This is a genomic window from Streptomyces sp. NPDC030296, from assembly GCF_055572815.1.
Genome location: NZ_JBVICQ010000007.1, coordinates 163360 through 186387, shown reverse-complemented (window position 1 = coordinate 186387; position 23028 = coordinate 163360). Strand labels below are relative to the sequence as shown.

General features: G+C 67.8%; 17 protein-coding genes. 7 read left to right on the top strand and 10 right to left on the bottom strand.

What is annotated here, in order from left to right; all coding sequences use genetic code 11:
* Window positions 1-24: 24 nt before the first annotated feature.
* From ACZ4Z3_RS21485 to ACZ4Z3_RS21475, 3 genes are all read right to left on the bottom strand, one after another.
* The gene (locus ACZ4Z3_RS21485) at window positions 25-1749 is read right to left on the bottom strand and encodes a protein kinase family protein (RefSeq protein WP_468502495.1); all 1725 of its coding nucleotides are present in this window, start codon (window positions 1747-1749) and stop codon (window positions 25-27) included.
* Between the two features lie 118 nt (window positions 1750-1867).
* Window positions 1868-4090, bottom strand: coding sequence for a murein biosynthesis integral membrane protein MurJ (murJ, locus tag ACZ4Z3_RS21480; protein ID WP_468502494.1), 2223 nt, complete (start codon window positions 4088-4090; stop codon window positions 1868-1870).
* A 47-nt stretch (window positions 4091-4137) separates the two neighbouring features.
* Window positions 4138-6579: a DUF6049 family protein gene (locus tag ACZ4Z3_RS21475; protein WP_468502493.1), complete on the bottom strand. Its 2442-nt coding sequence runs from the start codon at window positions 6577-6579 to the stop codon at window positions 4138-4140.
* A gap of 236 nt (window positions 6580-6815) precedes the next feature.
* On the opposite strand from ACZ4Z3_RS21475, the gene ACZ4Z3_RS21470 reads away from it, so the two are divergent.
* A complete protein-coding gene (locus ACZ4Z3_RS21470) occupies window positions 6816-8255 on the top strand; it encodes a CCA tRNA nucleotidyltransferase (protein ID WP_468502492.1) in 1440 nt (479 codons plus the stop codon).
* Window positions 8256-8390: 135 nt separating this feature from the next.
* Here the strand turns inward: ACZ4Z3_RS21470 and ACZ4Z3_RS21465 are convergent, their stop codons facing one another.
* The 3 genes from ACZ4Z3_RS21465 to ACZ4Z3_RS21455 form a co-directional block, all read right to left on the bottom strand.
* Complete coding sequence (locus ACZ4Z3_RS21465) at window positions 8391-9698, bottom strand: MFS transporter (protein WP_468502491.1); 1308 nt, start codon at window positions 9696-9698, stop codon at window positions 8391-8393.
* Window positions 9699-9799: 101 nt separating this feature from the next.
* Window positions 9800-10882: an inositol-3-phosphate synthase gene (locus tag ACZ4Z3_RS21460; protein WP_468073856.1), complete on the bottom strand. Its 1083-nt coding sequence runs from the start codon at window positions 10880-10882 to the stop codon at window positions 9800-9802.
* A 44-nt stretch (window positions 10883-10926) separates the two neighbouring features.
* On the bottom strand, window positions 10927-11604 hold the full coding sequence (locus ACZ4Z3_RS21455) for a PadR family transcriptional regulator (protein WP_055537159.1): 678 nt from the start codon (window positions 11602-11604) through the stop codon (window positions 10927-10929).
* Between the two features lie 373 nt (window positions 11605-11977).
* Here ACZ4Z3_RS21455 and ACZ4Z3_RS21450 point away from each other — a divergent pair, with 373 nt between their 5' ends.
* Both ACZ4Z3_RS21450 and ACZ4Z3_RS21445 read left to right on the top strand, forming a co-directional pair.
* On the top strand, window positions 11978-14641 hold the full coding sequence (locus ACZ4Z3_RS21450; RefSeq protein ID WP_468502490.1) for a transglycosylase domain-containing protein: 2664 nt from the start codon (window positions 11978-11980) through the stop codon (window positions 14639-14641).
* Between the two features lie 195 nt (window positions 14642-14836).
* Entirely contained in the window at window positions 14837-16336 is a 1500-nt protein-coding gene (locus tag ACZ4Z3_RS21445) for a glycosyltransferase family 87 protein (protein WP_468502489.1), read from the top strand.
* A gap of 119 nt (window positions 16337-16455) precedes the next feature.
* Here ACZ4Z3_RS21445 and ACZ4Z3_RS21440 read toward each other — a convergent pair whose 3' ends face one another.
* The 3 genes from ACZ4Z3_RS21440 to ACZ4Z3_RS21430 form a co-directional block, all read right to left on the bottom strand.
* Window positions 16456-17487, bottom strand: a complete 1032-nt coding sequence (locus tag ACZ4Z3_RS21440; protein WP_468502488.1) for an alanine racemase — start codon at window positions 17485-17487, stop codon at window positions 16456-16458.
* A 65-nt stretch (window positions 17488-17552) separates the two neighbouring features.
* The gene (gene femX, locus ACZ4Z3_RS21435; protein WP_055714666.1) at window positions 17553-18674 is read right to left on the bottom strand and encodes a peptidoglycan bridge formation glycyltransferase FemX; all 1122 of its coding nucleotides are present in this window, start codon (window positions 18672-18674) and stop codon (window positions 17553-17555) included.
* A gap of 228 nt (window positions 18675-18902) precedes the next feature.
* Entirely contained in the window at window positions 18903-19217 is a 315-nt protein-coding gene (locus ACZ4Z3_RS21430) for a hypothetical protein (RefSeq protein ID WP_468502487.1), read from the bottom strand.
* 265 nt (window positions 19218-19482) lie between these two features.
* Between ACZ4Z3_RS21430 and rpsF the strand changes: the two genes are divergently transcribed.
* From rpsF to rplI, 4 genes are all read left to right on the top strand, one after another.
* Window positions 19483-19773 (top strand): 30S ribosomal protein S6, encoded by a 291-nt coding sequence (rpsF, locus tag ACZ4Z3_RS21425; protein WP_004950685.1) that lies wholly within the window; start codon window positions 19483-19485, stop codon window positions 19771-19773.
* A 77-nt stretch (window positions 19774-19850) separates the two neighbouring features.
* Entirely contained in the window at window positions 19851-20432 is a 582-nt protein-coding gene (locus ACZ4Z3_RS21420; RefSeq protein WP_159769965.1) for a single-stranded DNA-binding protein, read from the top strand.
* Window positions 20433-20514: 82 nt separating this feature from the next.
* On the top strand, window positions 20515-20751 hold the full coding sequence (gene rpsR, locus ACZ4Z3_RS21415; RefSeq protein ID WP_003949403.1) for a 30S ribosomal protein S18: 237 nt from the start codon (window positions 20515-20517) through the stop codon (window positions 20749-20751).
* Window positions 20752-20769: 18 nt separating this feature from the next.
* A complete protein-coding gene (gene rplI / locus ACZ4Z3_RS21410) occupies window positions 20770-21216 on the top strand; it encodes a 50S ribosomal protein L9 (RefSeq protein ID WP_468502486.1) in 447 nt (148 codons plus the stop codon).
* Window positions 21217-21390: 174 nt separating this feature from the next.
* Here the strand turns inward: rplI and ACZ4Z3_RS21405 are convergent, their stop codons facing one another.
* Window positions 21391-22737: an MATE family efflux transporter gene (locus ACZ4Z3_RS21405; protein ID WP_468502485.1), complete on the bottom strand. Its 1347-nt coding sequence runs from the start codon at window positions 22735-22737 to the stop codon at window positions 21391-21393.
* Window positions 22738-23028: the final 291 nt, after the last annotated feature.

Below are 23028 nucleotides of genomic sequence, written 5' to 3'. Positions count from 1 at the left end.
CGGACCCCCTTCCTCGAAGAACTCTCAGCCCATGAACTTCACGTCGGTGATCGCCTGCTTGTAGCCGGCGCCACTGAACTGGTCGGGCGCCGACTTGGGCACGGCGGTGAGCCAGATCAGAACGTACCGGGTCTTCACCGGCTTCTTGGCGGAGATCTTCAGGTTGGTGCCGCTGGTCGTGTTCGAGGCGATCTTCGTCATCGAATCGAGGGGGGCGGACGACGAGAGGGAGTCGGCCGCGTAGAGCGTGGCCGATGTGTGGTCCCCGGTGTAGTACAGCCCTATTGACGCGGCCGACACCTCCTGGGCGGAGCCCAGGTCGTAGACGATGCCGACACCCTGTTTGTAGGGCGCCAGGGTGGGGCCGTCGTTGAAGGAGTAGGTCCGCCAGTACGTGGAACCGCTCTTGTCGTAGGTCAGATCCACGTCGTCGGCGTGCTGCGGCTTCCCGTCCGGGTAGTACTCCACGGCGCCGCTGATGCCGAGCTTCCGGAGCGGCTTGGCCGTGTTGTCGCCCTTGTCGTTGTCCGTCGTCTGGCCGGTGTCCGTGTCGTTGGACTGGTCACCGCGCTTCATCAGGGCGTCCGCCAGCTGCCAGCTACCCAGGCCGAGCGCGGCGATCAGCAGTGCCGACACCGCCCACTTGAGGGCCTTGCCGCTACGGCTCTGCAGTGGCGGCGGAGGGGTCGGAATGGGCTGCGTGGCGCCCGGATGGGGTGACGGACGGCCGTACGTGCCCTGCTGGTACGTCGTGCGCTGATAGTCGGGCGGTGCGGTGAACGCCGACTCCGGCGGGCGGATGCGAGGCATCTCACCGATCGCCTTCACCAGCTCCTCCGGCGTCGTGCACGGAGACTCGTGCCGCGAGGCGGTGGCGCCGTCGTTGGCGAGCGCCCGCATGGAGAGCTCCGACAGACCACGGTGGACGCCTGCCCGCACCTGGTCGGGAGCGATCAGTCCGACGCCCTTGGGGAGCCCCGACAGGCCGTGCGCGTCGTTCTCGTACGGCCAGCGCTGGGTGAGCGATGCGTAGAGCAGCGCGCCGATCGCCTCCGTGTCCGTGCGCTGCGGGGTGTCGGAGCTGATACCGCGCAGCGCCGCGTTCACCGCGAGGCCGCGGATGCGCCACTGCCCGGCGGCGGAGCGCAGAACAGCGCTCGGGTTGAGCCGGAGGTGGGACAGGCCCTCGCGGTGCGCGGCGGCCATGGCGTGCGAGACCTGCGTGACCATCTGGTACGCGTCATGCGGTTCCAGCGGACCGGAAGCGAGAAGCGTCGTCAGTTCCGTGGCGTCGGGAAGCCACTCGTGCACCACGTACACGAGGTCGTTCTCCTCCACGGCGTCCAGTACCTGGACGAAGCGGGGGTCACCCAACAGCGCCGAGGAACGCGCCGCCGCCAGCACGGCGCGGGCGCGGGCGTGGTCTGCCGGCAGGACGTGAACTCCGACCGCGCGCCGCAGTTTTTCGTCGACGGCACGCCAACTGCTGAAACCGTCCAGACGGGTGACGCACTCTTCGAGGCGGTAGCGCCTGGCGAGCTTGTGACCGCTGTGCAGTTCGGGCGGTGTCGTCCTGGAAGAGCTCTCGGTGCCGCCGCTTCCCTGTGCCTCTTCGCTCGCCGAGCTGTCCGTGTCCCGCTCCCGGTTCTGGGCCTCCCCGTCGGCCGTGGACTGGTCCGCCTGCGCGGTCAGCGGCTCGTCGCCGCTGTTGTCTGCCACGTCGACGGCAGCCGTGCTCCGTTCCGCCACCGTCGTTCCTGCCTCCCCATCCGTTGCGCGCTCTGCGACGCCAAAGCCAATTGTGCCCACAGTCCGCCGCTATGAGCGACACGCGACGACGGACGATGGTTGTGCGCCTAACTCCGTCTCAGCGCCCCAGTCGTCCCCGGACCATACCGACCATCGAGTTGAGCTCTTCGATGCGCATGCGCCGTGCGGCGACGTAGAAGACACCGAGCAGAACGATTCCTCCCCCGACGAGGGCGAGCATCGAGCCGCCGACGCCCTGTCCCAGACTCCGGCTGATCCCGTAGCAGGCCGCGCCGCTGACCAGCGCCGCGGGCAGCGACGCGATGGACAGCCGTGCGTACGTCCGCATCACCCGGGAGCCGTCCAGGTCACCGCCCAGCCGCTTCTTCAGCCGCCGCCAGGCGACGCCCACACCGATCATGTAGGCCAGGCCGTACGAGGCCGCCATACCGACCACCGCCCAGCGGGCCGGGATCACGAAGAAGCAGATCGCGGAGGCACCGGCGTTGACGGCGGCCACGATGACCGTGTTGTAGAACGGCGTCCGCGTGTCCTCGTACGCGTAGAAGGCGCGCAGGACGACGTACTGCACGGAGTACGGGATCAGGCCGAGGCCGAAGGCCATCAGCATGAAGCCCATGTTTGTGGCCTCGACGGTGCCGGAGGAACCGAAGATCAGGGTGCACATGGGGATGCCCAGCGCGAGGAACCCGAAGGCGATCGGCACGATGGCGACCGCCGTCGTGCGCAGGCCCTGCGAGATGTCGTCCCGGACGGCTCCCGCGTCGTCCTCGGCGGCCGACCGCGAGATGCGCGGGAGGAGGGCGGCCATGAGGGACACGGTGATGATGGCCTGCGGCAGACCCCAGATCAGCTGGGCGTTGGCGTAGGAGGCGAAACCGGTGCCCTTGACGGGGGAGTCGATGCCCGCAGAGGTGGCCAGCTGGGTGACCACCAGGGCGCCCGCCTGGTTGGCGAGGACGAAGAGGATCGTCCACTTGGCGAGCATCGCGGCCTTGCCGAGGCCGTGGCCCTTCCAGTCGAAGCGGAGCCGGAGCCGGAACCCGGTCTCCCGCAGGTAGGGAATCATCGCCAGGGCCTGCACGACGAGGCCGAGCAGGATGCCCACACCGAGCAGACGCACGCCCTCCGGCGGGATGTTGGCGACGGTCATGCGGGAGTCGGCGGCGCTGCCGTAGACCCACAGGAACGCGCCGAGGGTGACGATGATGACGATGTTGTTGAGGACCGGCGTCCACATCATCGCGCCGAACCGGCCGCGGGCATTGAGGATCTGCCCCATCACCACGTGGACGCCCATGAAGAAGATGGACGGCAGGAAGTATCGGGTGAACGTCACGGCGGTCTCGTTGGCCGCAGGGTTGTTGGCGACTCCCACGGACAGCGCCCGCACCAGGAGCGGGGCCGCGAACATCGCGAGCGCCGTGAGAAGGCCGAGCACCACCATGACGAGGGTCAGCAGGCGGTTGGCGTACGCCTCGCCGCCATCGTCGTCGTCCTTCATCGCACGCACGAGCTGCGGCACGAAGACGGAGTTCAGGCCGCCGCCGACGGTCAAGATGTAGATCATGGTCGGCAGCTGGTAGGCCACCTGGAAGGCGTCTCCGAGCAGGGCGAGGCCCAGTGCCGAGACGATCATCGCTGAGCGGATGAAGCCGGTGAGGCGCGAGACCATGGTGCCCGCCGCCATCACGGCGCTCGACTTCAGCAGACCCGAGGCCCGCCCGCCCTTCTTCGGGGCCGGCGCGGCCGCGGGGGCCTGTGCGGTGGGCTCCTCGTGCTGCGGACGGCCAGCACCGGGGGCCGGAGCGGGGGTCGGGCCGGGCACGGATGGCTGCCCCACCGGGCCGCTGCCGCTCTGCTGCTGGTCCCGGAAGAGGTGGGCGAACGCGTCGGGTTCGTGGCGCTCCTCGCCGGCCTGTGTGACCAGGTCGTCCACTCCCACGAACTGGGTCGCACGGGCGTTGTCGCCGTACGGCAGATGCCGCGACGGGCCGTCCGGCTCGGGCGCGGGGGTCTGGGCCCACACCCGCGGGTCGGGGGCGTACTGCGACGGCGCGGGCTGCCCGTAGAGCGGCTCCTGCGGCTGGTGGGCGCCCGGAGGCGGCGGAGGGTGCGCGGCACGGTCGTAGAGCGCCTCGGCCACCGGGTCCTGGGCGGACAGATTCCGCGCGCGGTAGGGGTCCTGGTCGTAGGCGTCCTGGAGGTACATGTCCGCGGGGGGCTGCGGCGGCACCTGGGCCGAACCGGGCAGCGAGCCGTCGGGGTAGCCCGAGTCGGCCGCGCCCTGGCCGCGGTCACCGTCGTACGGCGCGTTCATGGCTACCCCACCTCATCGTCCCCGGGCCCACGGGCCACGACAATCGCTCAACGGTCCACCCTCTCACCCGTTCCGGACCGGTCGGTGTTAGCCGGTGCGGTGTCCGTGGCCGGGTCACTCGGGTGCTCCGGCGCGTCTGCCTCGGGCTCGGCCGAGGAATCCCCTTCGTCAGTCTGTACGACTCCGTCAGTCTGTACGACTCCGTCAGTGTGTACGACCGCGGCCGCCTCGGTGTTCGCTTCCTCGTCCGGAGAAGTGCTGCCCGCGGACTCGTCCTGCGAGGCGCCCTCCGCCGCCTGGCGGGCGGCGGCGCGCTTGCGCTGGGTGTACATCCGGAACCCGGCGAGGACGAGGAGCAGGACACCGCCGGCGATGACGAGCATCACCGTGGGAGTGATCTCGGTGACGCTCACGGTGAAGACGACCGGGTCGCCGTACTTCTGGCCGTCCTTCGTGTACAGCTGGGCGACGACGTCGGCCTTGCCGTTGGCCTCGGCGTTGGTGGTGAACTTCACGGACTCGCTGTGTCCGCCCGAGATGTCGATGGACTGCTCGTCGTAGTCGTTGTCGCCGATCTTCAGGCGCTTCGGAAGCTGTGACGTGAGGCGCAGCGTCAGGTTGTCGACGCCTTGCACGAGGTTGTTCTGCACGGTCACGGGGATCGTGGCACTGCGGCCCGAGAGCTTCGTCTCGGACTTCTCGATCAGCCGGACCTGGCTGGTGAGCGTGTCCAGGTACGACTGCACGCCGTCCCGGTAGGCCCTCGCGTCCGCGGCGTGACCCCGCCACGACGTGGACATCTCCCGGTCCATGGTCCGGCCGAAGGGCGTGACCACGCGCGACTGGCGGTTGAGGATCACCTTGAAGCGGTCGAGGTCGCTCTGGGTGCCGTGGATCTGCTCGAACGCCGACCTTGGCAGTGCCTGCTTGCGCAGCGACTTGGGGTACGCCGAGGCGGAAGGGATCCTGGTGCTGGCGTTCGGGTCGGGCTTCGCCTCGGAGGCCGCGGACAGGTCCTGGAACTGCGACCAGGTACCGCCCTGGAGCGTCGTCAGGGCCTGTGCCATCGTCCGGGCCTGGCTGGCCGAGGGCATGCGCTGCGGGGCGATCACGATGCTGCGCTGCTTGTCGGTCTGCAGGTTCGTCATCAGGCTCTGCGCGAGGAACCTCTGCACCGCCAGCATGGAGCTCTCGGCCTTCGTCATGTCGCCCTGGAAGGCCGTCGACAGCTGGGCGTCCGCGACGACCGCCGTGGTGCCGCCTCCGATGGGGCGGGCGGCGGTGGGCGTGTAGGACAGGCCGCGGTTCTCCTGAAGGCTGTCGCTGCGGGCGATCACCTTGTCGGCGCCCGCAGAAGTGGCGACCTTGATGATGGACGGGTCCACAGCGCCGTTCACTGGCCATGCGAACTCGGTGCTCGGCTCCACGTGGAGGATGTTCTCGACGGTGTCCGCGGCGACGTCGGTGGCGTCCTTGAGGCGGCTGAGTGAGCCCGTGACGGCCCTGCCGTTCTGCGCCAGCGACGCCAGATCGGGGTCCGCGAAGGGGAGCGCGACCACTTCCTTGCCCTGGACCGCGGTCTCGAGGTCGGCCAGCCACGCGTTGGCGACCGCCTGGCTCCTGCCCGGGACGGTTGTGCTTCCGCTCCGGACGCTGTAACTCTCGGTCATCGCGACGACGGACGCCAGTAGATCGGGGTCGATCACCCAGGTCACGTCGAGATCCTTGCCCAACGCCAGCATCTGCTCCAGGCGACCGCCCGCGGAGATCTCCTTGGCCAGGTCGTCGTTGAGGAACGTGGGCGTCTGGCGCTCTCCGGGCCCCGTCTCGGCCGTGAGGTGGCTGGTGGAGATCAGGGGCCACAGGTACGTGGTCTTCGTCCTCGTGTCCGCCTCGTCGGGGTGCCACGGGAGGAACGTGCGCTGGATGCCGAGGATCTGGTCGTACCGGGCCGCGGAGGTCTGGCCCGAGAGGGAGACACTGAGCTGGTAGACGCCGTCCTCACCGAGGTCAAGCTCCTTGACGGGCACCGAGATGGTGAAGGGCTGGGCCACGCCGGAAGCGAGTTTGGAGAACTTCGCCACGTACTTCCCGCCGACCTCCGTCCCGTCGACGAACTGGTCGAAGCCGTTGCGCTTGGCCGCGCTGTCGATGGAGGAGCGGGTCGTGAGGGGAGCCGAGCCCACCCGCAGGCCCACATGGGCGTCCGTGATCGTCTGCTTGCCCCTGTTGGTCACCGTGCCGGAGACGGTGACGGTGTCGCCGTCGGTGGGCACGCTGGGGCTGAGCGAGTCGAGCGAGACAGCGACGGTGTTCGTCCCCGTGGCATCGGACGGCGCCGCCTTCGGCGCCGCCAGAGCCGTCGGAGCGGCGGAGAGCTGGAGCAGACCGGCCAACAGTGGCGCCCCGGCGATCAGCGCCCCTGCACGCAGCAGCCAGCGGCGGGCAGGTGAGGGACTGGTCCCCTGGAAGTCTGCCGCCTCGGCCACGCGCTTCGCCCGTCCTCGTCGTCGTCAGTGGTCGTCGGAATGTGCGTCCACGCATGGTAACGATGCGCGCCGAGGTGAAGTGCCGCGGTCCTTGCCACAAGATCGGGCCACGAGACCGGGCTGTCCGTGTATGTACACGTATCAAAGGGACTGGGGATGGGGTCATCTACGCGAAACCGTTGTGCACGTTCAATGAAGGCGACCACCGCCACGGTGGCCACGTACCCTTTTCTGTTGTGCCGAACGCCAACGAACAGTCCAGTGCCCTGAGCCAGGTGCAGCGCCGCGCGGTGAGTGAACTGCTGCGCGTCGCCCCTGTCGCCGATGATCTTGCCCGCCGCTTCCAGGAGGCGGGGTTCTCGCTGGCCCTGGTCGGCGGGTCGGTCAGGGACGCGCTGCTCGGCCGGCTCGGCAACGACCTGGACTTCACGACGGACGCCCGCCCCGAGGACGTGCTGAAGATCGTGCGTCCCTGGGCCGACGCCCTCTGGGAGGTCGGGATCGCCTTCGGCACGGTGGGAGCCCAGAAGGACGGCTACCAGATCGAGGTCACGACGTACCGGTCGGAGGCCTACGACCGGACCTCCCGCAAGCCGGAGGTGTCGTACGGCGACTCCATCGAGGAAGACCTCGTGCGGCGTGACTTCACCGTCAACGCGATGGCGGTGGCGCTGCCGGAGAAGGAGTTCATCGACCCGCACGGGGGGCTCGAGGATCTCGCGGCGCGAGTGCTGCGCACCCCCGGTACGCCGGAGGAGTCCTTCTCCGACGACCCGCTGCGCATGATGCGAGCCGCTCGATTCGCCGCGCAGCTCGACTTCGAGATCGCGCCGGAGGTCGTCTCGGCGATGACCGACATGGCCGGCCGGATCGAGATCGTGTCCGCGGAGCGGGTGCGGGACGAGCTGAACAAGCTGGTCCTCTCCGCGCACCCCCGCACGGGTCTGACCCTGCTGGTGGACACCGGTCTCGCCCAGAACGTCCTGCCTGAGCTTCCCGCGCTGCGGCTGGAGCGTGACGAACACCACCGGCACAAGGACGTCTACGACCACACGCTGATCGTCCTGGAACAGGCGATCGCGCTTGAGGAGAACGGGCCCGACCTCACCCTCCGCCTCGCCGCGCTGCTGCATGACATCGGCAAGCCTCGTACCCGGCGCTTCGAGAAGGACGGCCGGGTCTCCTTCCATCACCACGAGGTGGTCGGGGCCAAGATGACCAAGAAGCGCATGACGGCCCTCAAGTACTCCAATGACCTCATCAAGGACGTCTCGCGTCTGGTCGAGCTCCATCTGCGTTTCCATGGGTACGGCACGGGAGAGTGGACGGACTCCGCCGTTCGCCGCTACGTCCGCGACGCGGGACCGCTCCTCGATCGCCTTCACAAGCTGACCCGCTCCGACTGCACCACGCGGAACAAGCGCAAGGCGAGTGCGCTGTCCCGTGCGTACGACGGTCTGGAGGAGCGCATCGCGCAGCTTCAGGAGCAGGAGGAGCTGGACGCCATCCGTCCGGACCTCGACGGCAACCAGATCATGGAGATCCTGGGCGTCGGCCCGGGCCCGGTCATCGGGCAGGCCTACAAGTTCCTGCTGGAGCTGCGGCTGGAGAACGGACCGATGGAGCATGACGAGGCGGTGGCGGCGCTCAAGGAGTGGTGGGCTCAGATGCCCTAGGTTCCGGGAGGCCGACCTCAGCTGCGGCGCGATGTTTCACGTGAAACATCGCGCCGCACTGTTGTGCCGGGGTGGGTCGCTGGCCGCCGCTCGCTGGCCGGAGTGATGTTTCACGTGAAACATCGGGGCTTAAGGTCACCGTGCGGAGGTCTGGCGCGACTGCTTCGCCATGCCGAAGCGCGCCATGCCCACAGCTACGGCTCCATAGATCACTGCCACCGTGATCACCAGGGCGACGGAGCGGCCGTCGGCAGGGAGCATCACTGCGGCCACTGCCGCGGCACCGACGAACGCCACGTTGAAGAGAACGTCGTAAAGCGAGAAGACACGGCCCCGGTAGCCGTCGTCGACGGCGGACTGCACGATCGTGTCCGTCGAGATCTTCGCTCCCTGAGTGACGAGCCCCAGGACGAACGCGGCGACCAGTATGGGGCGCTCCGTGAAGGGCAGGCCGAGAGCGGGTTCCAGTACGGCGGCGGTCGCGGCGCACGTCACGATCCAGAGGGCCGGCCCCAGACGTCCGGCCGCCCAGGGCGTCAGCACGGCCGCGGTGAAGAACCCCGCTCCCGAAATCCCCACGGCGAGTCCGAGCAGGGCGAGCCCCTCCTCCGGCTCGGCCGCTCCGGAGGGCGATGCCGACCAGGCGTACCGGCACAGCATCAGCACCATGACCGTGAGGGCGCCATAGCAGAAGCGCATCATCGTCATCGACGCGAGCGCCCACGCCGCCGCCCGCCGGCCCGGTTCGACGAGATGTCGCACGCCCGCGACCAGCCCTCGTGCCGTGCCGGCGATCGCGGCACCCAGCCGTGTCTGCACCCGCGCGGGGTCCGGGCCGAGCAGATCCCGGGCGAGGCGCAGCGAGGCGAGGGCAGCGCACAGATACAGAGCCGAGCCGAGGAGGACCACCACTGCATCCGAGCCCGAGCCCAGCAGCCGTACGACGAAGGCGAGTCCACCGCCCGCTGTGGCGGCGAGTGTGCCGGCAGTGGGAGAGAGGGAGTTGGCGATCACCAGGCGGTCGGCGTCGACCACACGGGGCAGTGAGGCGGAGAGTCCGGCCAGGACGAAGCGGTTGACCGCTGTGACGCAGAGCGCGGAGACGTAGAAGAGCCAGTCGGGAACGTGGATCAGGATCAGGACGGCTGTCACCGACGCGAGCAGTGCGCGCAGCAAATTGCCGTGGAGCAGTACCTGACGGCGGCGCCAGCGGTCCAGCAGGACACCGGCGAAGGGCCCGACGAGGGAGTAGGGAAGGAGCAGGACGGCCATGGCCGAGGCGATGGCCGCGGCGGATGTCTGCTTCTCCGGGGAGAAGACGACGTAGGTGGCGAGCGCGACCTGGTAGACCCCGTCCGCTCCTTGGGAGAGCAGTCGTACGGCGAGCAGACGCCGGAAGTCCCGGAAGCGCAGGAGCACCCGCAGGTCTCGTACGACAGCCATGGGACACAGCCTCACATACGGGGAGGGTCCCCGGGTGTACGACCCGGGGACCCTCAACGACCCGAAGGGCGAGTGGACTTAGCGCACCACGCCTCGTTCCGTCAGCGCTCGACCTCGCCCTTGATGAACTTCTCGACGTTCTCCCGCGCCTCGTCGTCGAAGTACTGCACCGGCGGCGACTTCATGAAGTACGACGACGCCGACAGGATCGGGCCGCCGATACCACGGTCCTTGGCGATCTTGGCGGCGCGCAGGGCGTCGATGATGACGCCGGCGGAGTTCGGGGAGTCCCAGACCTCGAGCTTGTACTCCAGGTTCAGCGGGACGTCACCGAAGGCGCGGCCCTCGAGACGGACGTAGGCCCACTTGCGGTCGTCGAGCCAGGCCACGTAGTCGGACGGGCCGATGTGGACGTTCTTCTCGCCGAGCTCCCGGTCGGGGATCTGGGAGGTGACGGCCTGGGTCTTGGAGATCTTCTTCGACTCGAGGCGGTCGCGCTCGAGCATGTTCTTGAAGTCCATGTTGCCGCCGACGTTCAGCTGCATGGTGCGGTCCAGGACGACGCCCCGGTCCTCGAACAGCTTCGCCATGACGCGGTGCGTGATGGTGGCACCGACCTGCGACTTGATGTCGTCACCGACGATCGGGACGCCCGCCTCGGTGAACTTGTCCGCCCACTCCTTGGTGCCGGCGATGAAGACCGGCAGGGCGTTGACGAAGGCAACCTTGGCGTCGATGGCGCACTGGGCGTAGAACTTCGCCGCGTCCTCGGAGCCGACGGGCAGGTAGCAGACGAGGACGTCGACCTGCTTGTCCTTGAGGACCTGGACGACGTCGACCGGGGCTTCGGCGGACTCCTCGATGGTCTCGCGGTAGTACTTGCCGAGACCGTCGAGGGTGTGGCCGCGCTGGACGGTGACACCGGTGCTCGGCACGTCGCAGATCTTGATGGTGTTGTTCTCGGAGGCGCCGATGGCGTCCGCGAGGTCGAGGCCGACCTTCTTCGCGTCGACGTCGAAGGCCGCGACGAACTCCACGTCCCGGACGTGGTAGTCACCGAACTGCACGTGCATGAGGCCGGGGACCTTGGACGCCGGGTCGGCGTCCTTGTAGTACTCGACTCCCTGCACCAGCGACGCGGCGCAGTTGCCCACGCCGACGATGGCTACGCGAACCGAACCCATTCCGGTTGCTCCCTGTGTGTACGAGTGGGGTCCTGGCAGGGACCTCACGTGGCGGTGTCGCCGGGCGCATCCGGCCCGGGGGTGTCCCCGGGCCGGGGCAGGGCGCCCGGCGCTCCCTCTGTGGTGTCGCGAGCGGGTTCTCCATGGGCGGGACCCTTCAGATCACGGCCCGCCCGCTCGCTTTCGATGAGCTCGTTCAGCCAGCGCACCTCGCGCTCCACGGACTCCATCCCGTGGCGCTGGAGCTCGAGCGTGTAGTCGTCGAGGCGCTCGCGCGTGCGTGCCAAGGAGGCACGCATCTTCTCCAGCCGTTCCTCCAAACGGCTGCGACGGCCCTCCAGGACGCGCATGCGCACATCGCGGGAGGTCTGCCCGAAGAACGCGAAGCGAGCGGCGAAGTGCTCGTCCTCGTACGCGTCTGGACCCGTCTGCGAGAGCAGTTCCTCGAAGTGCTCCTTGCCTTCCGCCGTCAACCTGTAGACGATCTTGGCGCGACGGCCCGTGAGGGCGGCGGGAGCGTCGTCCTGGGCGCCCCCCGACTCCTCGATCAACCAGCCGCTCGCGACCAGCGTCTTGAGGCAGGGGTAGAGCGTCCCGTAGCTGAAGGCGCGGAACACGCCCAGTGAGGTGTTGAGTCGTTTGCGCAGCTCATAGCCGTGCATGGGGGCTTCGCGCAGCAGGCCGAGTACGGCGAACTCGAGGATCCCGGAGCGCCGGCTCATCGTCGCCTCCCCTCTCCCACTGGCCGTCCCGACACCCACTATGCCGAGCTGATGTATCGACTCGATACATCACGACGATAGAACGCCCCTACGTATGCGACAAGTGGGGGCACGGTGAACGGGGTCACATCACTGATTGGTACGAAGCAAGTTGCCGGATTTGGGGTGAAGTTCGGTGCTCAGTGGGTTTTGGCGGTGCGTAGTCTGTGCGGCATGCACACCACCGGGAAGCGAGTGACGTCAGAGCACGTCGTGGTCCTGGGTGCGGTACGGATGAATGCCAACACGACCGCATCCGTACTTCGGGGGGACCGGAAACCAGCCGCCGTTTCCAGGCGCGCACGGGTGCGCCTGCCCGAGGAGTAGTCGTTCGATGAGCGAGCACCGTCGCAAACCGCCGCAGCCGCAGGGAGGCGGACGTGCCGCGGCCAGACGCGGCCAATCGGCGCCCTCCGGCCGCCGCGCTGAACCGCGGGGCACCACTGGGTCGATTTCCGAGACCTATGGGGCGGGAGGTGATGACTCCCCCTACGAGGGACGTGCAGCGGCCCGACGGGCGGCGCAGAGAAGTACCGGCACCGGTGGCAGCCGCCGGAGAGCGGCCGAGCCCGCGGGACGCGGACCGGGACGGGGCCGGGGACGGCCCGCTCCTCCCGGCAAGAAGCGCTTCATCGACTATCCACGCGCCGGCAAGTACGGGGCCATGCGGTGGGTGCCGTCCTGGCGTCAGGTGACGGCGCTCTTCATCGGGTTCTTCGGTTGCCTCGTGGCGGCCGCCGGTATCGGGTACGCCGTCGTCGCGGTGCCCAACCCTGCCGAGGCCGCGACGGCGCAGAACAACGTCTACTACTGGTCCGACGGCACGCAGATGGTCGCGACGGGTGGTGAGGTCAACCGCCAGATCATCGCCTACGAGAAGATCCCCAAGGCGATGCGCTACGCGGTCATGTCGGCCGAGAACAAGACGTTCGAGACGGACAGCGGCGTCGACCCCATGGGCATCGCCCGCGCCGTCGTCAACATGGCCAAGGGCGGTCAGACGCAGGGTGGATCCACCATCACCCAGCAGTATGTCAAGAACGCCATGCTCGACGACCAGTCGCAGACCCTCTCCCGGAAGGTGAAGGAACTCTTCATCTCGGTGAAGGTGGGCGCCTCCGTCGAGAAGGAAGACATCATGCGCGGCTACCTGAACACGGCCTACTTCGGTCGTGGCGCCTACGGCCTTCAGGCAGCCGCGCGCACGTACTTCGGCGAGGATGCCGAGAAGCTCAACCCGAGTCAGTGCGCCTTCCTCGCCGCCATCCTCAAGGGCGCGACGTACTACGACCCGGCCGGAGCGACGTCGATCGACCCAGCAGCCACGCCCGAGGCGAACACCAAGCGGGCCACGGACCGCTGGCAATGGATCCTCGACGAGATGGTCAAGGACAAGCGCCTCTCGCCGGGTACGCGGGCCAAGTACAAGGACTTCCCCGAGATCGAGCGGCCCAGGTCCAACGCCCAGCTGGGCGGGCAGATCGGCTACCTCGTCGACACGGCCAAGGGCTACATCCTCAACAACACCGACATCACACCGAAGCAGCTCGAGCAGGGCGGCTACGAGATCCACACGACCTTCGACAAGAACAAGGTCAAGGAACTCGAGGCAGCTGTGAACAAGGTGCGCAAGGAGAACATCAAGCCCAAGCTGCGGCCGGATACGGACACGCATGTGCAGTTCGGCGGGGCGTCGGTGAATCCGAAGTCGGGTGCCATCGAGGCGATCTACGGCGGTGAGGACGCCACCAAGCACTTCACCAACAACGCCGACGTGACCGGCGCGCAGGTCGGTTCGACCTTCAAACCCTTCGTCCTGGCGGCCGCCATGACCTGGGGCAAGCGCAACCCCGAGCTGGATCCGGAGCAGGCACAGGACGAACGCACCATCGTCTCGCCGAAGAGCCTCTACAGCGGTAAGAACAACCTCAAGATCAGGGATTACGACGGCACCGTCTGGACGAACGAAGAGGGCAAGGAGTGGCTCCAGGCCAACGACGGCGACGAGTCGTACGGTAGCCCGCCGAAGTACCAGATCGACCTGCGTGAGGCGATGCGGGTCTCGGCGAACTCCGCCTTCGTCCAGCTGGGCATGGACGTCGGTCTCAACCGGGTGAAGGAAGCGGCCATCGAGGCGGGCCTCAAGAAGGACAGCCTGACCGGCACGAGTTTCCCCTCGTTCTCGATCGGTATCTCCGACCCCAGCGCCATCCGCATGGCGGGTTCGTACGCGACCTTCGCCGCCAGTGGCAAGCAGAACGACCCGTTCTCCGTCAGCAAGGTCGAGTACGAGGGCCTGACGAAGTTCGACCACGAAGACATCGCCTCCCCCAAGGAGGCCTTCACCGCGGACGTCGCCGACAACGTCACCGACGTCCTCAAGACCGTCGTCGACAAGGGAACCGGTACGTCGGCCCAGTTGGCCGGCCGCGAGGTCGCCGGGAAGACCGGTACCACCGACGGCAACAAGTCGGCCTGGTTCGTCGGGTACACCCCGCAGCTGTCGACGGCGATCAGCATGTACCGCATGGACGACGACGAATCCAACAAGAACCGCACGTTCTTGGAGATGTACGGCACGGGTGGCCAGAAGACGATTCATGGTGCCTCATTCCCGGCGGAGATCTGGCACGACTACATGGAGGACGCGCTCAAGAACGTGCCTCCGCAGGCGTTCCCGGAGCCGCAGCCCATCGGTGTGATCGTCAACGACGACCCGGACCCGACGCCGACTCCCTCGGTGGAAGAGAGTCCGGAGGAGAGCCCGGAGCCGTCGCCGTCGCCCTCCGTGAGCGAGCCCGTCGTTCCTTCGCCGACGCCCAGCGACAAGCCCTGCAAGAACCCGTTCGACCCGACCTGTCAGGACACCGGCGGTACGGACACAGGGGGGACGGACACCGGTGGCGCGGACGGCGGGGTGACACCAACCCCGAGCGAACCGGACGACGACACGAGAGGCAATCAGAACGGGGGACTCTTCGGAGGACCCGCCGGATAGCTCTTCGTCCCGGCAGAGGGTGTTTCACGTGAAACAAGGGCCGCCGCACCGCTGAGGTGCGGCGGCCCTTCTCGTGTGCGGCGGTGCGAGAGCGGGTGGTCAAGAGGCTGTTTCACGTGAAACACAGGCCGTCCCGGACAGCTGGATGCGGTGCTCCTCGGCGTAGTCCCGGGCACGTACGGCAGGATGTGCGGCATGCCCAGTGCGGAGACGACGCGAATGAGCGTGGACGAGCCGGAGCCGGTGCGGCCGACCAAAGAGGACGAGGTCGCTGCGGCCGGCAGTGAGCTGATCGGTGGGCCCATCGGGCGACGTGCACTGCTCGGGGTGTCCTGGTGGAGCCCGGTACGCGTCGTTGCCCTCGTCGCGATCGGCATGTTCGCGTTGGGCATGGTGCAGAAGCTGCCCTGCTACGACGGCGCCTGGTTCTTCGGGGCCAGCTCCCAGTACACCCACGCCTGCTACTCGGACATCCCTCACCTTTATCAGGGGCGCGGCTTCGCCGACGGGCTGGTGCCGTACTTCGACAAGATCCCCGGCGACATGGAGTACCTCGAGTACCCGGTGCTGACCGGTGTCTTCATGGAGGTCGCCGCGTGGCTCACTCCTGGCAGCGGCACCATCCAGGAACAAGAGCAGTGGTACTGGATGGTCAATGCGGGCATGCTGATGGCGTGCGCGGCGGTCATCGCCGTGTGCTCCGCGCGCATCCACCGCCGGCGCCCCTGGGACGGCCTTCTGGTGGCCCTGGCGCCGGCGTTCGCTCTGACGGCCACCATCAACTGGGATCTTCTCGCCGTGGCCCTGCTGGCGGCCGCGATGCTGATGTGGTCGCGTCAGCGCCCCCTGGCCTTCGGTGTGCTCATCGGGCTCGCCACAGCCGCCAAGTTCTACCCGTTCCTGCTGCTCGGCCCGCTCTTCGTCCTGTGCTGGCGAGCGGGCAAGTGGCGCGAGTTCGGGACCGCACTCCTCGGCGCGGTCGGCGCCTGGCTCGCGGTGAACCTTCCCGTGATGCTCCTGGCGCCCGACGGTTGGGCGAAGTTCTACCGCTTCAGCCAGGAACGAGGCGTCGACTTCGGCTCGGCCTTCCTTGTCATCTCGCAACGGATGAACATCCAGATCACTCCGGAGACGGCGAACGCGTACGCGATGATCGCCATGCTCCTCATCTGCGGCGGCATCACCGCACTGGCGCTGACCGCGCCGCGGCGTCCGCGCTTCGCCCAGCTGGCCTTCCTGATCGTGGCGGCCTTCACCCTCACCAACAAGGTCTACTCTCCGCAGTACGTGCTCTGGCTGGTGCCGTTGGCCGCGCTGGCCCGGCCCCGGTGGCGCGACTTCCTCATCTGGCAGGCGTGCGAGGTCGTGTACTACCTGGGGATCTGGTTGTACCTCGCGTACACGACGAGCGGAGACGCCCACAAGGGACTGCCCCCCGAGGGCTACCACGTGGCGATCATGGCCCATCTGCTGGGAACGCTGTACTTGTGCGTCATCGTGGTACGCGACATCTTCATGCCGGAGCGGGACATGGTGCGCCGCGCCGGAGACGACGACCCGTCCGGCGGCGTGCTGGACGGCGCGGAAGACGTGCACGTGTACGGTGCCGCCGCCCGTCCCACGCGGCACGCGGCGCACTTCGACGGCCCCCTTGTGGAGTGGGGCAGCCAGGACTCCATGGACCGTTCGCCCTGAGCGAACACGGCAGGTGAGGCGCACGAAAGGCCGTCCACGGGAATCCCGTGCACGGCCTTTCACATGGATGGGGCTTGCGGTCCCACCCGGCCACCGCGTGGAGGCCGGACGGGCGTCGCTCAGCGGTCGACGATCCGGTCGAACTGAGTGGTGGTGTGCCGCAGATGGGCCACCAACTCCTCGCCGACCTGCGGCTCGGGCGCATCCGCGGGCACAAAAAGGATCGACACCTGCATGTGCGGCGGCTCCGCGAACCAACGCTGCTTGCCACCCCAGACGAACGGAGAAAGGTTCCGGTTGACCGTCGCGAGGCCGGCTCGGGCGACGCCCTTGGCACGCGGCATGACGCCGTGCAGGGCCTTGGGGGCCTCCAGCCCCACCCCGTGCGACGTGCCGCCCGCCACGACCACCAGGAAGCCGTCCGAGGCCGCCTTCTGCTGCCGGTACCCGAAGCGGTCACCCTTGGAGACGCGCGTGACGTCCAGGACTGCTCCGCGGTACTCGGTGGCCTCGTGGTCCCCCAGCCACAGCCGGGTGCCGATCCGGGCGCGGAAGCGAGTCTGCGGGAACTGCTGCTGCAGCCGGGCGAGGTCCTCGGCCTTGAGGTGGCTGACGAACATCGTGTGCAGCGGCAGACGGGCCGCACGCAGGCGGTCCATCCAGCCGATGACCTCCTCGACGGCGTCGGAGCCGTCGGTGCGGTCCAGGGGCAGGTGGATGGCGAAGCCCTCCAGGCGCACGTTCTCTATGGCCGCGTGGAGTTGGGGCAGTTCCTGCTCGCTCACACCGTGCCGCTTCATCGAGGACATGACCTCGATGACCACGCGGGCGCCCACGAGGCCGTACACGCCGTCGACCGATGACACGGAACGGATCACGCGGTCGGGCAGGGGGACGGGCTCCTCGGCCCGTCGGTACGGCGTCAGCACCAGCAGGTCACCGCTGAACCAGTCCTTGATCCGGGCCGCCTCGTACGTCGTGCCGACGGCGAGGACGTCCGCGCCGAGGCGTGTGGCTTCTTCCGCCAGCTTCTCGTGCCCGAAGCCGTAGCCGTTGCCCTTGCAGACGGGGACGAGTCCCGGGAACTGCTCCTGAACGTGCTTGTGGTGTGCCCGCCAGCGCGCGGTGTCGACGTAGAGCGTGAGCGCCATGGCCGGTCCCGGAACCTTTCTCGTGGCAGCGGTGTATCAGAGGTATGGAAGCAAAAGCGGGGGAGTCAGCGGCGCGACATGTAGATGTCGAGAGCCTTGTGGAGCAGCTTGTTGAGCGGGAAGTCCCACTCACCGAGGTATTCGGCGGCCTGGCCGCCCGTGCCCACCTTGAACTGGATCAGGCCGAAGAGGTGGTCCGTCTCGTCCAGCGAGTCGGAGATGCCGCGCAGGTCGTAGACGGTCGCGCCGAGAGCGTAGGCGTCGCGCAGCATGCGCCACTGCATCGCGTTCGAGGGCCGGACCTCACGGCCGATGTTGTCCGAGGCGCCGTACGAGTACCAGACGTGCCCACCGACGACCAGCATCGTCGCGGCGGACAGGTTCACGCCGTTGTGCCGGGCGAAGTAGAGCCGCATGCGGTTGGGGTCCTCGGTGTTGAGGGCCGTCCACATGCGCTGGAAGTACGACAGCGGGCGGGGCCGGAAGCGGTCGCGGACAGCGGTGATCTCGTACAGCCGCTGCCACTCCTCCAGGTCGTGGTAGCCGCCCTGGACGACCTCGACGCCGGCCTTCTCGGCCTTCTTGATGTTGCGGCGCCACAACTGGTTGAAGTTCTTGTGGACCTCTTCGAGGGACCGGTTCGCCAGCGGCACCTGGTAGACGTAACGGGGCTGTACGTCACCGAAGCCGGCCCCGCCGTCCTCGCCCTGCTGCCAGCCCATGCGGCGCAGCTTGTCGGCGACCTCGAAGGCACGGGGCTCGATGAAGTCGGCCTCGATGTCGCGCAGCCGCTTCACATCCGGGTCCTGGATGCCCTTCTTGATGGAGGTGGCTTCCCAGCGCCGGATGATCACCGGCGGGCCCATCTTCACCGAGAAGGCGCCCTGGTTCTTCAGATGCGCGAGCATCGGCTCCAGCCAGTCGGTGAGGTTCGGCGCGAACCAGTTGATGACCGGGCCCTCGGGCAGGTAGGCGAGATAGCGCTTGATCTTGGGAAGCTGGCGGTACAGCACCAGGCCGGCGCCGACCATCTCACCGGTCTTGTCGTCGAACCACCCGAGGTTCTCGGAGCGCCACTCGGCCTTGACGTCGGCCCAGGCCGGGACCTGCATGTGGCTAGCCGAGGGCAGGCTCTGGATGTACGCCAGATGCTGCTCTCGGCTGATCGTCCTCAGGGTCAGGCTCATTCGGGGCGCTCCTCGGGCTGGTGTGTCCCCATGGGTACAGGGGCTCCGGCTCTCGCGCCGAAGCCTACTGCGCCCTGCGGGCACGCCGAATGGCCGCATGGAACCTGGGCCCCGGCCGATGCGCGGCCGGGGCGCCGGACGGTGGTATTCGGCCGCTTGGTCCGATGTGGGAGGGCGGACAGTGCGAGGCACCGCCCGTCGCGTCGACCCTGGGGCCGCGGAGAAGAGTCAGCCGATGAGTCCGCCGAACAGACCTCCATGGGCCATGCCGAGGAAGAAGCCGACGGCTGCGGCACCGAGACCCACGATCAGGCCGAAGCGCTCACGAGTCGTTTCCGAGATGAACTGCCCGTATGCGCCGGTCAGGATTCCCACCAGCCCCGTCCAGGAACTGATCAGATGAAGGTGGTGGAACATCGCCGTGATGAAGGAGACCGCACCGAGGACGAGCGTCACGGCGAGCAGCGTGTCCTGCACGGGGTGGGGCTTGTCGTCGGTCGCGAACAGGGATCCGGCGATGTTGGGTCGCAATGTCTGTGCCATGGGGCACCTCCTGCGGAAGGCGGCGCATCGTAGCGCCATACACACCCGATGTGTACAGATTGACGGTCCCCACCGCCGAATTTCAACCGGAAGCGGGTGTGCGGGTAGTGTGTACCGTCTGCACCGGTGTCTGCCCAGGCCATGACAGAGGATCCCCAGCGGGGAACCTCGATTGTCAGTGGTGGCCGATACCGTTGCGTACGCATCACAACCCTCCTGCCACGGAACGACCGTGGCCGCTGAGTCCAAAGGAGGTGGGTTCCACATGCGTCACTACGAGGTGATGGTCATCCTCGACCCCGATCTCGAGGAGCGTGCTGTCTCCCCGCTGATCGAGAACTTCCTCTCCGTCGTCCGTGAGGGCAACGGAAAGGTCGAGAAGGTCGACACCTGGGGCCGTCGTCGTCTCGCGTACGAGATCAAGAAGAAGCCCGAGGGCATCTACTCGGTCATCGACCTGCAGGCCGAGCCTGCGGTCGTCAAGGAGCTCGACCGCCAGATGAACCTGAACGAGTCGGTCCTCCGGACCAAGGTCCTCCGTCCCGAGACCCACTGAGCCTTCCGCTCAGCTGATCTCGGGTTTCGAGTAGCAGCACTAGCAGCCAAGCAGCAAACCCGCCGAGAGGTTCCCCCATGGCAGGCGAGACCGTCATCACGGTCGTCGGCAATCTTGTCGACGACCCCGAGCTGCGCTTCACCCCTTCTGGTGCGGCGGTCGCGAAGTTCCGTGTCGCGTCCACCCCCCGCACCTTCGACCGTCAGACGAACGAGTGGAAGGACGGCGAAAGCCTGTTCCTGACCTGCTCGGTCTGGCGTCAGGCGGCGGAGAACGTCGCCGAGTCGCTCCAGCGAGGCATGCGCGTCATCGTGCAGGGCCGGCTGAAGCAGCGGTCCTACGAGGACCGTGAGGGCGTCAAGCGCACGGTCTACGAACTGGACGTGGAGGAAGTCGGCGCCAGCCTGCGCAATGCCACGGCCAAGGTCACCAAGACCGCGGGCCGAGGCGGCCAGGGTGGCTACGGCGGCGGTGGCGGCGGCCAGGGTGGCGGCGGCTGGGGCGGAGGCCCCGGCGGCGGTCAGCAGGGCGGCGGTGCTCCCGCTGACGACCCGTGGGCGACCAGCGCTCCCGCCGGTGGCAACCAGGGCGGCGGCGGTGGCGGCTGGGGCGGAGGCTCCGGCGGCGGTGGCGGCTACTCGGACGAGCCCCCCTTCTAGGACCGCTCGGACCGGATCACCGGTCTGTCGGTCGAGGGCGGGGGCCGCACCCCACACTTCTTGATCACACAGGAGAAACACCATGGCGAAGCCGCCTGTGCGCAAGCCGAAGAAGAAGGTCTGCGCTTTCTGCAAGGACAAGGTCACGTACGTGGACTACAAGGACACGAACATGCTGCGGAAGTTCATTTCCGACCGCGGCAAGATCCGTGCCCGCCGCGTGACCGGCAACTGCACGCAGCACCAGCGTGACGTCGCCACGGCCGTCAAGAACAGCCGTGAGATGGCGCTGCTGCCCTACACGTCCACCGCGCGCTAAGGGAAGGGTGACAGACACATGAAGATCATCCTCACCCACGAGGTCTCCGGCCTCGGCGCTGCCGGCGACGTCGTCGACGTCAAGGACGGCTACGCTCGCAACTACCTGATCCCGCGGAAGTTCGCTATCCGCTGGACCAAGGGCGGCGAGAAGGACGTCGAGCAGATCCGTCGTGCTCGCAAGATCCACGAGATCCAGACCATCGAGCAGGCCAACCAGGTCAAGGGCCAGCTCGAGGCCGTCAAGGTCCGTCTGGCTGTCCGCTCCGGCGACGCCGGTCGTCTCTTCGGTTCCGTCACTCCGGCCGACATCGCTTCCGCGATCAAGGCTTCCGGTGGCCCCGAGGTCGACAAGCGCCGCATCGAGCTGGGCGCTCCGATCAAGACGCTGGGCTCTCACGAGACGTCCGTGCGTCTGCACCCCGAGGTTGCCGCCAAGGTCAACATCGAGGTCGTCGCGGCCTAAGCGCTGCGCGCGATAGAGCACTGTGTGGGGCCGCACCCTGTGATGGGGTGCGGCCCCACATGCGTGCAGAGGCACTGTTGCCCTCACCTGCTGGCGCCGCTGCCTACCCGGTGGCTGTTTCACGTGAACAGCGTGAAGCGGGTGACGTTTCACGTGAAACGGCGTTCGGCTCGCTCAGCGGGTGGCGCCGGTGACGATCCAGCGGCCGGAGCGGGAACGGAGCCACAGGGTCAGCATGCGGGTCGCCATCATCAGTGTCATCGCGCCCCACAGGGCGGTCAGGCCACCATGGAAGGCCGGGACGAGCAGAGCGGCAGGCGCGAAGACCGCGAGGGTCACCAGCATGGCCCGGGCCAGATAGGGCCCGTCCCCCGCACCCATCAAGACGCCGTCGAGCACGAAGACGATCCCGGAGATCGGCTGGGCGAGCGCTACCACGATCAGTGCGGGCAGCACGGCTTCCCGGACCGCAGGATCCCCTGTGAAGAGCGGGATGAACAGAGGGCGGGCCGCGATCACCGCAAGCCCGAGGACGGAACCGGTGGCGATCCCCCACTGCACCATGCGGCGGCAGGCTTCGCGGGCGCCCTGAGCGTCGCCTGCTCCGAGATACCGGCCGATGATGGCTTGCCCGGCGATGGCTATCGCGTCCAGGGCGAAGGCCAGCAGGCTCCAGAGCGACAGGATGATCTGGTGGGCGGCGATGTCCTCGTCGCCGAGTCGGGCGGCGACCGCGGTCGCGATCATCAGGATGGCGCGCAGGGAGAGCGTACGGATCAACAGCGGCGCCCCCGCCTGAGCGGAAGCGCGTATCCCGGCCGTGTCCGGTCGCAGTGAAGCGCCGTGTCTGCGTGCTCCGCGGACCACGACCCAGAGGTATGCGGCGGCCATCCCGCACTGAGCGATGACCGTACCCCAGGCGGAACCGGCTATGCCGAGGTCGGCGCCGTAGACGAGGCCTGCGTTGAGGGCGCCGTTGACGACGAAACCCCCGACGGCGACGTACAGCGGAGTCTTAGTGTCCTGGAGTCCACGGAGGACGCCCGTCGCGGCGAGCACGATGAGCATGGCCGGAATGCCCAGTGCCGAGATCCGCAGATAGGTCGTGGCATAGGGAGCGGCTGTCTCGGACGAGCCGAAGAGGGTGACCAGGGCAGGCGCCGCGGGCAGTACGACCCCGACGACGCCGGCACCGAGCAGCAGGGCGAGCCAGATGCCGTCCATGCCTTGGCGGATGGCCGCTCTGAGATCGCCGGCTCCGACCCGCCGGGCGACGGCCGCCGTGGTGGCGTAGGCGAGAAAGACGAAGACGCTCACGGCGGTGACGAGGAGGGCGGAGGCGACGCCGAGACCGGCGAGTTGTGCGGTGCCGAGATGGCCGACGATGGCGGTGTCGAACATGAGGAAAAGAGGCTCGGCGACAAGCGCGCCGAAGGCCGGAACGGCGAGTGCGACGATCTCGCGGTCGTGGCGTCGGCGGTCGGCCTTGGAGGGCGCTGGAGCCTGTGTCATGAGCACCAATCTAATCTTCCACAGGTAAGAGATGCAATCGGCCTGTGACTATTACATCGAGCCCGGTTGTGTGTGTCGTCGCGCACGCATCGTGATGATCTTGATCCTGTTGGGAAAGTTTTTCTTCTGCACAGCCGGTGGACGGTAAACGTGCAGGTCAGACCTTCTTCTGTAGCTGATGCGAGGGCTTGTTCACAGGGCTGTCCACCGAGTCGTGCACAGGTTTCGCGGAGTTCTCCACAGCATCTGGGGCGTCGTCCACATGGCCTGTGGATAACCAGATTGGCTGAAGGTGCCCGC

Excerpts from the sequence above, each read along its gene's own strand:
- ACZ4Z3_RS21460 (WP_468073856.1), bottom strand. The coding sequence starts at position 10,882 with ATGGGTTCGGTTCGCGTAGCCATCGTCGGCGTGGGCAACTGCGCCGCG.
- murJ (WP_468502494.1), bottom strand. The coding sequence starts at position 4,090 with ATGAACGCGCCGTACGACGGTGACCGCGGCCAGGGCGCGGCCGACTCG.
- ACZ4Z3_RS21445 (WP_468502489.1), top strand. The coding sequence starts at position 14,837 with ATGCCCAGTGCGGAGACGACGCGAATGAGCGTGGACGAGCCGGAGCCG.
- rpsR (WP_003949403.1), top strand. The coding sequence starts at position 20,515 with ATGGCGAAGCCGCCTGTGCGCAAGCCGAAGAAGAAGGTCTGCGCTTTC.
- ACZ4Z3_RS21450 (WP_468502490.1), top strand. The coding sequence starts at position 11,978 with ATGAGCGAGCACCGTCGCAAACCGCCGCAGCCGCAGGGAGGCGGACGT.
- ACZ4Z3_RS21420 (WP_159769965.1), top strand. The coding sequence starts at position 19,851 with ATGGCAGGCGAGACCGTCATCACGGTCGTCGGCAATCTTGTCGACGAC.
- rpsF (WP_004950685.1), top strand. The coding sequence starts at position 19,483 with ATGCGTCACTACGAGGTGATGGTCATCCTCGACCCCGATCTCGAGGAG.
- ACZ4Z3_RS21430 (WP_468502487.1), bottom strand. The coding sequence starts at position 19,217 with ATGGCACAGACATTGCGACCCAACATCGCCGGATCCCTGTTCGCGACC.
- ACZ4Z3_RS21440 (WP_468502488.1), bottom strand. The coding sequence starts at position 17,487 with ATGGCGCTCACGCTCTACGTCGACACCGCGCGCTGGCGGGCACACCAC.
- femX (WP_055714666.1), bottom strand. The coding sequence starts at position 18,674 with ATGAGCCTGACCCTGAGGACGATCAGCCGAGAGCAGCATCTGGCGTAC.
- ACZ4Z3_RS21455 (WP_055537159.1), bottom strand. The coding sequence starts at position 11,604 with ATGAGCCGGCGCTCCGGGATCCTCGAGTTCGCCGTACTCGGCCTGCTG.
- rplI (WP_468502486.1), top strand. The coding sequence starts at position 20,770 with ATGAAGATCATCCTCACCCACGAGGTCTCCGGCCTCGGCGCTGCCGGC.
- ACZ4Z3_RS21465 (WP_468502491.1), bottom strand. The coding sequence starts at position 9,698 with ATGGCTGTCGTACGAGACCTGCGGGTGCTCCTGCGCTTCCGGGACTTC.